This is a genomic window from Paenibacillus sp. JT22N12 (assembly GCF_056269365.1).
Genome location: NZ_JBWDNU010000011.1, coordinates 222,591 through 234,857 on the forward strand (window position 1 = coordinate 222,591; position 12,267 = coordinate 234,857).

The 12,267-nt window shown below is 51.4% G+C and carries 13 protein-coding genes; 8 read left to right on the forward strand and 5 right to left on the reverse strand.

The window, feature by feature from the left end:
* Positions 1–25: 25 nt before the first annotated feature.
* Both hxlB and hxlA read right to left on the reverse strand, forming a co-directional pair.
* Positions 26–583: a 6-phospho-3-hexuloisomerase gene (gene hxlB / locus AC0YOA_RS29805; protein WP_475789712.1), complete on the reverse strand. Its 558-nt coding sequence runs from the start codon at positions 581–583 to the stop codon at positions 26–28.
* Positions 584–587: 4 nt separating this feature from the next.
* Positions 588–1,220: a 3-hexulose-6-phosphate synthase gene (gene hxlA / locus AC0YOA_RS29810; protein ID WP_475789713.1), complete on the reverse strand. Its 633-nt coding sequence runs from the start codon at positions 1,218–1,220 to the stop codon at positions 588–590.
* 186 nt (positions 1,221–1,406) lie between these two features.
* Here hxlA and AC0YOA_RS29815 point away from each other — a divergent pair, with 186 nt between their 5' ends.
* Both AC0YOA_RS29815 and AC0YOA_RS29820 read left to right on the forward strand, forming a co-directional pair.
* Positions 1,407–1,760, forward strand: a complete 354-nt coding sequence (locus AC0YOA_RS29815; protein ID WP_475789714.1) for a winged helix-turn-helix transcriptional regulator — start codon at positions 1,407–1,409, stop codon at positions 1,758–1,760.
* A 225-nt stretch (positions 1,761–1,985) separates the two neighbouring features.
* Positions 1,986–3,470, forward strand: coding sequence for a PAS domain S-box protein (locus AC0YOA_RS29820; protein ID WP_210045542.1), 1,485 nt, complete (start codon positions 1,986–1,988; stop codon positions 3,468–3,470).
* Between the two features lie 136 nt (positions 3,471–3,606).
* Here the strand turns inward: AC0YOA_RS29820 and AC0YOA_RS29825 are convergent, their stop codons facing one another.
* Positions 3,607–4,329 (reverse strand): peptidylprolyl isomerase, encoded by a 723-nt coding sequence (locus tag AC0YOA_RS29825; RefSeq protein ID WP_475789726.1) that lies wholly within the window; start codon positions 4,327–4,329, stop codon positions 3,607–3,609.
* Between the two features lie 330 nt (positions 4,330–4,659).
* Positions 4,660–5,655, reverse strand: coding sequence for a YihY/virulence factor BrkB family protein (locus AC0YOA_RS29830; RefSeq protein ID WP_475789715.1), 996 nt, complete (start codon positions 5,653–5,655; stop codon positions 4,660–4,662).
* Positions 5,656–6,034: 379 nt separating this feature from the next.
* Here AC0YOA_RS29830 and AC0YOA_RS29835 point away from each other — a divergent pair, with 379 nt between their 5' ends.
* From AC0YOA_RS29835 to AC0YOA_RS29855, 5 genes are all read left to right on the forward strand, one after another.
* Positions 6,035–6,976, forward strand: a complete 942-nt coding sequence (locus AC0YOA_RS29835) for a hypothetical protein (RefSeq protein ID WP_475789716.1) — start codon at positions 6,035–6,037, stop codon at positions 6,974–6,976.
* 95 nt (positions 6,977–7,071) lie between these two features.
* The gene (locus AC0YOA_RS29840; protein ID WP_475789717.1) at positions 7,072–7,824 is read left to right on the forward strand and encodes an ABC transporter ATP-binding protein; all 753 of its coding nucleotides are present in this window, start codon (positions 7,072–7,074) and stop codon (positions 7,822–7,824) included.
* The gene (locus AC0YOA_RS29845; protein ID WP_475789718.1) at positions 7,817–8,566 is read left to right on the forward strand and encodes an ABC transporter permease; all 750 of its coding nucleotides are present in this window, start codon (positions 7,817–7,819) and stop codon (positions 8,564–8,566) included. Before AC0YOA_RS29840 ends, AC0YOA_RS29845 begins: the two co-directional genes overlap by 8 nt.
* A gap of 14 nt (positions 8,567–8,580) precedes the next feature.
* Positions 8,581–10,068, forward strand: a complete 1,488-nt coding sequence (locus AC0YOA_RS29850; RefSeq protein ID WP_475789719.1) for a sensor histidine kinase — start codon at positions 8,581–8,583, stop codon at positions 10,066–10,068.
* 20 nt (positions 10,069–10,088) lie between these two features.
* Positions 10,089–10,787 (forward strand): response regulator transcription factor, encoded by a 699-nt coding sequence (locus AC0YOA_RS29855; RefSeq protein WP_210045598.1) that lies wholly within the window; start codon positions 10,089–10,091, stop codon positions 10,785–10,787.
* 45 nt (positions 10,788–10,832) lie between these two features.
* On the opposite strand, the gene AC0YOA_RS29860 is transcribed toward AC0YOA_RS29855, so the two are convergent.
* Positions 10,833–11,462 carry a hypothetical protein gene (locus AC0YOA_RS29860; RefSeq protein ID WP_475789720.1) on the reverse strand — a complete coding sequence of 210 codons (630 nt, stop codon included), beginning with the start codon at positions 11,460–11,462 and terminating at the stop codon, positions 10,833–10,835.
* Between the two features lie 173 nt (positions 11,463–11,635).
* On the opposite strand from AC0YOA_RS29860, the gene AC0YOA_RS29865 reads away from it, so the two are divergent.
* The gene (locus AC0YOA_RS29865; RefSeq protein ID WP_475789727.1) at positions 11,636–12,031 is read left to right on the forward strand and encodes an acyl-CoA thioesterase; all 396 of its coding nucleotides are present in this window, start codon (positions 11,636–11,638) and stop codon (positions 12,029–12,031) included.
* Positions 12,032–12,267 lie beyond the last annotated feature (236 nt).

A 12,267-nucleotide genomic window follows, 5' to 3' on the forward strand; every position in this document is an offset into this window, starting at 1 on the left:
GCAAAGGGGCGGGGGCGGCGTATAATTATTCCAGATTGGCATGATTGCCAAACATTGAGGATGAGTCGAGCTTCCGATGATCCATCAAACGCAAGATCAGAGCGTCGAACAGCAGCAGAATGCTCTGCTCAAACAACGAGCCCATGGGCTGCACGGTAACTTTGCCCTCACCCGTCCGTTCCTTCGGGGAAGCGGGGATCGGAATCACGATATCCGCCAGCTTCCCGATGGAGGAAGCGGGGGAGATGGTCGCGAGGGCGACCGTCGCCCCGATGCCTCCCGCCTTGCCGGCCATGGAGAGAAGGCTGCTCGTTTCGCCCGAGCCCGAGCCGATAATCAGCATGTCTTCTTTGGCGATGCCCGGCGTTATGGTTTCGCCAACTACATAAGCGTCAAGCCCGGATTGCATCAGGCGCATGGCCAGCGCTTTCATCATCAGTCCGGACCGGCCGGCGCCGGCGACGAATATTTTCCTCGACGCGAGGATGCGTTCGGCCAGCTGTTCCACCGCATCCTCGGGAACGGCCCGGAGGCTGCGGTAGAGCTCTCCGATTATTTTGTCCGTGTACGAATTAATCCCCATTGGACTAACCTTGCTTGATTAATTGCCGCATTTGGGAAGCAGCCGTCTGGATATTGTCATGACCTGTAATACCGCCGCCTACTATGATCAGATCAGGCTTGGCCGCAATAACTTCCGGAAGCGTGGATAGTTTGATTCCTCCGGCTATGGCTGTTTTTGCTTTTTTGACGACGCGTTTGATCGCGGTCAGTTCCTCGAAGGAGTTTTTGCCCTCCGCCTGGGTATCGTAGCCGGAGTGGACACAGATATAATCCACGCCGAGCGCGTCAAGCTCCTTTGCCCGCTCTTCGATATTTTTGACACTGATCATGTCCACCAGTATCTTCCTGTTTGTTTTGGCCGCTTCCTCTACGGCGCCCCGGATCGTGGAATCCTCAGCTACGCCAAGCACGGTCACGATGTCCGCTCCCGCTTCGACGGCTTTCATGACCTCGTAACCGCCGGCATCCATAATTTTGAGATCCGCCAATACTTTCAGGTTGGGAAAAGCCTCCTTGATCGCTTTGACTGCATGCAAACCTTCATTAATAACGACAGGGGTTCCGATTTCTACAATGTCTATATAAGCTTCGACTTCTTTCACCAATGCTTTGGCTTCCGGGATATTAACCAGATCAAGCGCTAATTGCAATTCCAATTTGATCACTCCTATTCGATTTGTGTTGATATGTTCAGATCCAAGGCTTATTCTATAGCTATCGTTTCTATTTAAGAAGTACGCACTTGCAAGTGGTGTAGTCACCACCAGTATACTATTGGCGTTCCTGCAGGGTTTGAGAGGGTAAGAAGAAATGGGAAATGCAGACAGAAAGGGGCAGCCGGTGTGGCAAACGAGCTGAAGGAACGGATTAATCTCACTGAAATCAATTGCGAGAAGGAGCTGACGCTTGCAGTTATCGGCGGCAAATGGAAGCTGATTATTTTGTGGCATCTGGGTCTGGAAGGCACCAAACGCTTCAGTGAGCTGAAACGGCTTATTCCCTCCATCACCCAGAAGATGCTGACCAACCAGCTGCGCGAGCTGGAGGACGATCAATTGGTGCAACGCAAGGTGTATGCCGAAGTTCCGCCGCGGGTCGAATATACGTTGACCGATTATGGCGAGAGCCTGATGCCGATCCTGCGCATGATGTACAATTGGGGAAAAGATTACGGTGAAAAAGTAGTGTGGAAATAATCGGTACGACCAAGTTTGAGGTTCTTCGACATATCCGGACGTAAAGCGCTCTGTACAAAGCAGGGCGCTTTTTTTTCATAATCCTGTTTAAAGCATGAACGCATATGATTAAGTTGAAAATGGTACGGTTAACAATTATGATGAATAGTGATGACATCAAGATGACGATTTCACATAGCTTTGTAATGTGTGGAGCTGTACTCTGCCTTCAAAGGGGAATATGATGTGGGAATACTTCTTATGTTTGAAAACGCAGATGGGGAAAACGTGCTCGAAACCTTTTTGGAAGAAATACTTCCCTATATGATTGTGGTAAAAAACGGGAAGATTATCACAATAAATTCCGATGCTTCACGTTTATTTGGCTATGACAGGAACAAGCTTATTGGCATGGAGCTCCTTGAACTGATTCATCCCCGCGACAGACGGACCTATCTGATCGAAGAGGAAGAGGTCAAGGGTAATAAGAATAAGAATATTGTATGGCAGGCAAGGGGAATCAGACAGGACCATTCGATTTTTCCTCTGGAAATTCATGGGATGATGAAGCTGTTCCACGGGATTCATTTGTTTCTGATAACCGAAGTGGCGGATTTGACAGAGCGCCAGCAGATCGAGAAGGCCGACAAGCAGATTGAAGAACGCTTTCGGACTGTGTTCAATTATGCGGCCGCAGGCATCGCTCTGATTGATATTAATGGGCGCTTTCTGGAAGCGAATTATTCATTCTGCGATATATTGGGATATACGGAGTCCGAGCTTGCCGAGCTGCGATTCCATGGCATCCTGCATCCGGATCATCTGGATGATCATCTTGACAACACGACACGGCTGCTGATTGCCGAAATCCCATGGTATGAAATGGAGAGCCGGTTTATTCATAAATCGGGGCATGTGGTATGGGGCCTGTTGAATACGACAGTTGTCAGAGACGACCACAACAAGCCGCTTTATTATATTGTGCAATTTCAGGACATTACGACCAAGAAGGAAGCGGAGGAGCTCATACGCAAATCCGATAAGCTCATGGCTGTGGGGCAGCTGGCTGCGGGAGTCGCGCATGAGGTGCGCAATCCGCTTACCGTGCTGAAGGGCTTTACGCAGATGCTGCGGACTACGGATAAAAAAAACGAAAGCTACTATCAGCTGATGCTCTCGGAGGTGGATCGGATCGAATCCATTATCGGGGAGTTCCTGATGCTGGCCAAGCCGCAGGAAGTTGAATTCAAGATGAATGACATTGGCGTGATTTTGTCCAATATTATTATATTGATGGAAACAAACGCGGTTATAAGCAATGTTCAGATTATCTCCAATCTGGGTAATGAGCAAATGTATCTGGAATGCGACGAAAATCAGATCAAGCAGGCGCTTGCGAATATATTGCAAAATGCGATCGAGGCCATGCCCCAGGGCGGCCAGATCATCGTAACGGTCGAGCAGCTCGATGCGGATCATCTGATCATCGGCATCAGCGATCAGGGCTGCGGCATTTCCGAGGATCGGATTGCCCGGCTGGGAGAGCCTTTCTACTCCAGCAAAGAGAAGGGTACAGGTCTTGGCCTTATGATCAGCTATCAGATCATCGAGAAGCATAACGGGCGCGTACGGGTGAACAGCAAGCTGAACGAAGGGACAACCTTCGAAATTATACTGCCGCTGCATCAGGATGCGGAGCCTCCGGCGCTTCCCGATCAGACTGGCCTGTGAAGCTCATGCCTTGGTATGACTGGCCTATATGCAGCATGGCACAAACAAAGCAAAACCCTGACCGTCTTGGTCAGGGTTTTGTTTGTTTGCTGTGGGTTTGCTATTAGTAGTAATCCTGCGTAAGCCCTCATTCCCTCTACGGGGTGATTTTCTCAGGCTCCGGATAATCCACGCCTTTGGTATCGACGGTTACCTTTTTCATTTTAGGAGGAGTGACCGCCAGCTCGCTTCCATCGGTTGGGACGCTTACGATGGCGTCAACGGTCTCCAGACCTTTGGTCACTTTGCCGAAAGCGGCATAGGCGCCGTCCAGACCGGTGTTGGCATCCACCATAATGAAAAATTGCGAGCCTGCGGAATCCATATCCTGAGCCCGCGCCATGGAGATGACGCCGCGCTCATGAAGCAAACCGTTTTGTACGCCGTTCTGGCTGAATTCGCCCTTGATGCCGTAACCCGGTCCGCCCGAGCCTCTTCCGTCCGGATCGCCGCCCTGGATCATGAACCCGGGAACGACGCGGTGGAAGGTCAGGCCGTCATAGAAGCCCTTTTTGACGAGAGAGACAAAGTTGTTGACCGTATTCGGCGCAGCCTTGGGATAAAGCTCGATCTCAATCGTTTTGCCGTCTTCCATTTCAATCGTGACTATGGGATCATCCTCAGAAGCAAATGAGTCAGCTGCGCCTCCGCTGTTCGTATTGCCCGCAGCGTCACCCGTCTCCGCAGGAGGCGTATTGGTGTTTCCTGACGTGTTTCCTGTCGTGTTTCCTGATGTGTTCCCCGAGGTATTGCCCGCCGCGTTTCCGCCGGTGTTGTCAGGCTTGGTTCCGCAGGCGGCTAGCAACAGCGCCAGCGACATCAGCGAAATCACCAGAAGAGCTCTCAAAGATTGTTTCTTCCAGTGTGCCTGGGGGCCGGATTGATCATGGTGAAGCTCCGGCGTGAAGCCTGTCCGATTCATTGCATGTTCCCTCTTTTCACTTATTTTCTGTTTTTATTCCTTTCAAGCATCTGTGCTTTATTCGACAGGCGTATGTTGGAATCCTTTCCATTCCGGGCTCAAAATATGTGCATTTTATGGATTTTCCGCATGGCTGGTTTGTACACGGCTTTACATAGGCAGGACATAGCGGCAGCCCCTGAAGCATTGGCCTCAGGGGCTGCTATTCTAACGCATATGGCCTGATGCTCAGGCGCCCTTCGTTTTTCCTCGTTTGAAGAACGGCAGCGAGATGGAGAAGCGCTTGCAGTTTGCTTTCATTTTGCCGTGCTTATCGAAATGCAGCGAAGCGTTAATTTCACCTCCCAGCACGATGATGATGCTCGACAGATACAGCCAGGTAAGCAAGACTATAATTCCGCCGATGCTTCCGTAGGTCTTCGTATAATTGCCGAAATTATTGACATAAAAGGAGAAGCATAAGGAGGTTATGATCCAGCCGAAGGTGGCAAACAGCGCGCCCGGCACCACTTCGCGAAAATGCAGCCGCAGGTTGGGAGCAAACAGGTACAGGGAGGCGAAGACGACAGACATCACCACGATGGGGATGACGTATTGGGCGAATCCCCATACGGTATCGATGCTGCCTGGAAGCTGCGTCCATTTGTACAGCATATCTCCGATCACTCTGCCGAAGATGAGCATGACCATGCTGAACAGGATGACAAGCGCCAAGACAATCGTAAAAACGAGCGAGTACGCTTTAACCTTCCAGAACGGACGCGTTTCCTCCACATCGTAAGCTTTATTCAAGGCTTTCATGACGGCGCTTATGCCGTTGGATGCCGACCATAACGTAATAATCAGCCCCATCGAAAGCAGAGAGCCGTTGCTGGAAGCCTGAATCTCGATGAAGGCGTCGCTGATGGTGTTCGTCGAGAGCTCGGGCATGATCAGCTGGATTTGCTCGATTACATCCTGCAGTGTCAGATTGGCGAAGCTGAGAACGGCAATGATGAAGATCAGAAAAGGGAAGAACGAGAGAATCAGGTAGTATGTCAGCTGAGCTCCCAGCGCGGGAACCTCGTCATCCTGAAAGCGGCAGTACAGGTTCTGGGCAAAATCGATAAAGGATCTGCGTTTATACACGGTGCCGTCTGTACGGGAATTGATCGTATTGTCGGGGTATTGGAGAACAACATTTGACTTGGTCTTGGTTGTATCCGGCCCCACAAGTTTAGCCATTCCACTCGCCTCCTTCTGTTGTTACATCTGTATTTACCCGTGGCTTTCCCCTGTTAACCCGTCCTACTTCTTATATTTATTCATGCACAAGGCCCGTCATCACGCATCGGTCAATCTTTTTTGACCTTATCGAATGGATAAGTTCTGCGTCTGTACATTTCTGTAAAGTTTGAGGGAACAAACTAACGCTATCGCCAAAGGACGGCGCCGCCGTTTCCTTTTGACGAATTTATACTTTCTTTAGACCTGGTTTACGAGCGGTTTAGGGTTGAGCGGTATTCTGTTTACAGGGAGCTTCGCTAGGAAGCACCAGGGAGCTTCGCTAAGAAGCACCAGGGAGCTTCACCGAAGAGGCTTTCAAGAACAGGAGGAAATAAAGATGAATAAGAAAAAGAAATGGTTGTCCTTTGGAATTCCGTTAACGGCCGGTGCGGTTCTGCTGGTCGCCAGCGGCTTCACTGCAAGCGCAGGCTCGGCAGGCTATGATGCTTACAAGGAAGCGCTGAAGACCAATACCAATGTGAAGAGCGTTACAGCCGATGTGTCGGTTACGGTCAGCGACAATGGCGCCGAGAAGCTGAATGCCAAGGCGAATCTCAAGCTGGATAAAGACCAGGGCGGAGCCAGCGGCTCGCTCACATTGGGCGGAGCGGGCACGGAGCCGATTGCGGTGAATATGTATCATCAGAATGACCAGATGATCGTCAAGAACGGCAAGGATGACATGTATTACGTCATCGATCCGCAGGAAGCGCCGGAACATGCGCAGCGCAAATTTGGAAACCATGAAGCGGGCTGGGACGGTTTTCCCAAGGAACTGGAAAATGTCATTGATGCGCTGGCCGGCAATGTGAAGCAGCAGGTGGAGCTGGATGAGCAGGCGGATGGCGTCAAACACATCTCCCTGGATTTAACGGGAAGCCAAATTCCTGCGGCCGTCAATGCCATCGGGTCCTTGTTGATCAAACATGCGGGCAGCGGCGCCCAAGGCGAACATAATAATGCGGCGGGACCTGCGGATTCCATTCACCAGCAGCTGCTTGGCGGAGAATGGCAGCCGCAGCTTCCGGAACTGGCACAGGATGTCCGGATTGAAGCGGTCAGCCTGGATGCGTTTATCGGCAAGGATGACCGCATCCAGCATCAAACTGTACAAATCAAGGCAGCAGGCAAAGATGAAGCAGGTGCCGATCACACCGTAACGGTAACGCTGGATGCCGGACTCTCGGCTTATAACAGCACGTCGCCCGAAGTAATCGATCTGGATAATAAGCAAGTGGTAACGGTTGATCCGGCTGAAGAATGGGGCGGACAGCAATAATCATCAGGAAACAGCATCGGGCCGGACGCAGCAATACCAGATGAACGTTGTCCGGCCGATTTTTCGCCAATTTTTCATAAAGGAGTGTGAATAATATGCGAACAGGCGCTTCTCCGGCTATTCTGGAGATCGATGGAGTAACGAAAATATATAAAAACGGCCGCGGCATACGCGATATCAGCTTCAAGCTGAATAAAGGCGACATTTTCGGCTTGTTCGGCCCCAATGGGGCGGGTAAGACGACTCTGCTGAAGATTTTGACAGGTCTTTGCGCTGCGGATTCGGGAAGCGTGACGCTGTTTGGCAGCAGAATTACAGACCGGTTCGAGCTGGCGATGACGGGCACGGGCTGCGTGATCGAGACGGCGGACGCTTACGAATATATGAGCGGTCACGCCAATCTGAAGCAGGCGGCAAGGTTCTATAAAGATCTGCCGGCAAAGCGGATTGATGAGGTGCTGGAAATTGTCGGTCTTACTCTCTACAAAGGAGAGATGGTCAGCGGCTACTCGCTTGGCATGAAGCAGCGGCTGTCGCTTGCGGGAGCGCTGCTGTCCTCGCCGGGACTGGTCATTCTGGATGAACCGACGAATGGACTTGACGTAGAGGGCATTATAGACGTTCGCCGCATTATCAGACATCTGTCGGAAACGGAAGGGACCGCTTTTCTGATCTCCAGCCATATGATGAACGAGATGGAGATGACCGTAAACCGTATCGGCATTATGAATGGCGGCAGACTTATTCACGAGGGCGAGGCGGATGAGCTGCAGGAGCAGGGCGTCAACATGGAAGAATACTATCTGGCTGCGGTCGCAAAGAGCAGGGAAGGGGTATCTCATGCATAGTCTGGCTGCAGGTGTAATCAATGAGCTGGAAAAATGGTGGCTGCAGCGCAAAACGAAGTGGTTTCTGCTGTTTCTCGTCCTGATCCCGGTCCTGGCCGCATGGCTGGTCGCCCGTGTTCAAGGGAATGCAGGCATTTCCGCCATTGTGGGCAATGATTTTCCGCTGATCATGCTGGGGATATTGACCACTGTACTGCTGCCTCTCTATTTGTTCATGTGCGCTGCCGATTCCTTCACCGCCGAGACCGCCATGCGGACGCTGAAAATCACACTGGTCCGGCCGATTACCCGGACAAAAGTATTCACAGCCAAGCTGCTGTCGCTGGCGCTTATTGTCGCGGCTGTGCTTGCCGGCGGCTGGGCGGCCTCCGCATTGTCCGGTCTGTTTCTTCCGGATGGCGGCAGCACATGGGGAATAGCCAGGGGACTGGGCGCTTACTTCGCCGCTTTCTTCCCGATGGCGGTAATAGCCATATTCGCGGCACTCGTCGCTCAGTGGTTCAAAAGCAGCACAACGGCCATTGTCGTTTGTATCGCAGTTTATGCGGCATTGAAGGTGCTGCCGTTGTTCCTGCCTGAAGCTGCGGTATGGTCCCCCTTCGCCTACACCGACTGGCATGAGCTGTGGCTGCAGCCAAGTGTCCCGGTGCTGAGGCTCATGAATATATTCGTCTTTATCTCGGCGTACAGTATAATAGGATATACCGCCGGATTGTTCAGATTTACCGGCAAATCATTATAACAGGGGCGCTTGGTATGTCTATCCGCAAGAAATTACTGCTGTCTTATATCGCAATGGTCGTTGTGCCGATTATTGTCTTTGCCTTGACGGCTGTCATCCTGGTAACCCTGTTCTTGAATGATGCGCTGGGGATCAAACCGCTCAGCAGAATCATCGGGGATTTTGAGAATGTCAAGGAATTCCGCGAAGCGATGGACCGGAAAACGGAATGGACCTCAGGGCTTGCCTTCTTCGCCCGGCATGAGCCGGATCGTCTCGAAGACACCGCTTTTCTGGAGAAAACGGAGAAGGAGCTGGACCCTCTTGATATCCGGCTGATTATCGCGGCAGGGGATAAAGTCCGGTATAGTTCACCGGCAATTGAAGACAGCAGCGCTGCCGCCCTGCCCAGGCTTGGGGAGTTTGATTCAAGCGGCGCTGGCGGTTATCATAGCGATACATTCAAATTAGACGGCATTGACTATACGGTTTTAAAATATGCTTTTACGCTTGACGACGGAAGTCCCGGTGTCATGTATATTTTGGAGGAAGACCGGCTTGCCGATCTTGCCCGGTTATTTTTTGTAATCGTGCTGCTATTCGTGATCCTGATCGTCGGCTTGACCAACGGGCTGCTGACTTATCTGGTATCCCGCGGAATTCTGAGGCCGCTTAATGCGCTGAAGCATGCGGCGGAGCAGATCAAGGAAGGCAATCTGGACAATGAGCTGAAGGTAATCAGAAAAGACGAAATCGGCCAATTAAGCGCCACCTTCGAAGAGATGAGAAAACGGCTGAGAGCGTCGATTCATACGCAGCTGCAGGCTGAGGAGAACCGCAAGGAGCTGCTCTCCAACATCTCTCATGATCTTAAAACACCGATCACGGCCATTTCCGCCTGCGCTGAGGGGATGCGGGACGGCATAACCGATACACCGCAGAAGCAGGCCAAATATATTGAAATGATTCATTCCAAGGCGGCGCATCTGGATCGTCTGATCGATGAGCTGTTCCTGTACTCCAAGCTGGATCTGAGACGGCTGCCGTTTCATTTTGAACAGACCGATATTAATGCTTACCTTCATGCCTTTGCGGATGAGCTTCATATGCATCCGCAGTACAGCGGGATCCGGATTATGTATGACCATACACAGGGCAAGCCGGTAATGGCTGTGGTGGACCGCGAGAAGCTGGGCAGAGTAATTGCCAATATTGCCGATAACAGCTTGAAGCATATGGACAAAAAGGAGAAAGAAATCCGTATTGAGCTGTTTGAGAACAAGCAGCTGCAGGAAATTACGGTATCGATAAAGGATAACGGACGAGGCATCGAAGCCGCTGGTCTGCCCCATATTTTTGACCGCTTCTACCGTACGGATCTCTCCAGGAACAACGATACCGGGGGCAGCGGGCTGGGCCTTGCGATTGTGAAGCAGATCGTGGAGGAGCATGGGGGCCGGGTATGGGCGGAAAGCGTCCCGGGAGAGAGCACGACCATTTTGTTCACATTGACAACCCCGTGAGGGGTATGAGGGAGAGCATGATGAAAAGGATCTTGATCATAGAGGATGATTCTGTAATTGCCGAAGTGCAAAAGGATTATTTGGTGGCGAGCGGCTTCACCGTGGACATTGCGGCAACCGGCGATGCGGGTCTGGAGCAGGCAATGAAGGAAAGCTTCGACATGATTATTCTGGATTTGATGCTCCCGGGTGTGAATGGGTTCGATATTTGCAAGGCCATTCGCCAGACGACCCATATTCCGATTCTGATGGTATCCGCCAAGCGTGAGGAAGTAGATAAAATCAGAGGCTTCGGTCTGGGGGCGGACGATTATATAGTGAAGCCGTTCAGCGTTGGCGAGCTGGTCGCACGGGTGAAGGCGCATCTGTCCCGTTTTGAGCGGCTGACAGGCAGCACCGGAACAGGGAGCAACCCCAAGGATCAAATCCGGATCCGCGGCTTGTTCATCGACAAGCTTCCGCGGAAGGTATTTGTGGAGGACCGCGAAGCCCTGCTGACGACCAAAGAATATGATTTGCTGCTTTATTTGGCTACAAACCCGAACCGGGTGTTCACCAAGGAGGAGCTGTTCGAACGGATCTGGGGACTCGACTCGATGGGGGATCTCCCTACCGTCACTGTCCATATCAGCAAGCTGCGAGAGAAAATCGAGCTGAACCCGTCCAAGCCCCAATATATCGAAACCGTATGGGGGGTAGGGTACCGCTTTAATTTGTAAGGCTATCGTACTCTTCAGTGTCTTGCTATAGCGCTCTTAAGCACCTTAATCGCTCTCCACCGTGTCATGGTTAACGGCAATAATACCGTATTTCTGCGGCGAACCGGCGGTAGCGCCGAACCACATCTCGCCATTGCCAACCATGACGCCCTGATCATTGACGAACAGGCTGTCGGTCTTTTGATTGGCCAATGCTTTCTTCACAGGTGCAGTCAGAATTGCGTCATATTTATTGATGAAATCCTCTTTGTTTTTGATGATTGTATTTGCTTTGGCCGTATTCAACCGCATGGGAAAAAGCACATAGTCCGCAACCTTATCTTTATCTCCTCCGGCAACCGCCGATTTGATCTGATCGAATATGGCCTCGAATGCTTCCGGGTCATCGATCCCTGCAGCAGCGTAAGGGTTATCGGCAGCGGCATTGGAACCGGCTTCCGGCTGATTGGCAGCGGGCGGTTCTGCTGTTGGCTGAGTCTGGTAATGATCATTCTCCGAGGCAGCTGCGGAATCCGGAAGCCCGCTGCCGCTCATGGGGGAGTTGGGGCCGGAGCCGATATTGTAATTGGAACCGCAACCCGCCATCAGGAAGAGGCAGAGGGCGAGGGTGCCGGAAATGGCGGAGGAATGCAGCCATGTGCGGAAGATTTGACGGGAATATGCTGTTCTGGTCATGGTTATTCATCCTTTCCTGTAAGCTATAGTTTCTATCTTAACGCAAAATATGTCTGCAAGCATGAAGGGGGAGGACGGCATTGCTTGGATTTTCTTTGACAAGCCAGCTGCTTATGGCTACCATTAGTAATCATTTGACGCCTTTTGAAGGGGCGGTGAAGGAGCCGGATGCCATGCAGGCTATAACGTCTATTATGGTCCGTTCAACCGAAATTGATGTGAATGGACATGTGAATAATGCCAAATATCTGGAATATCTTGAATGGGGCAGAGAAGAATGGTATGAGCAGGCTGGGCTTCATTACGATGTTTTTCTGCAAATGGGCATTCAGACTGTAACGGTGAATATCAATATCAACTACCGGAAGGAATGTAGACAAGGCGACCAGCTGCGGATTATAACAGTGCCCGAAAGAGCCGGCCGAACCAGCTATGTGTTGAGCCAGCAAATCCTGAACGGGCAGGATGAACTGTGCGCCGATGCGCTTATCACCTGCGTCGCCATGAATGCGGAGACCAGAAAAAGCCGGGAGCTTCCGGAAGAGCTTCGCCGTTTATTTCCGGATTGAGGCTTCCAGCCTGACAAGAAGCTTCATAAGCCTGGAAGACCCGGCAGGCGTAAAGCCTGAGAGAGAGCATGATTGAAATCAAAGCCCGGAACAATAATCATACGAATGGAACCTGCAGGCGCGTGTGGTCAAGCCCCAAATTTGTAGACAATGAAAAAAGCCCTAGGCTATGAGCTGGCGTCGGTACTCAACCGGCGTCAGTTTGTTTAATTTTAATTGAATCCGTTCTTCGTTAT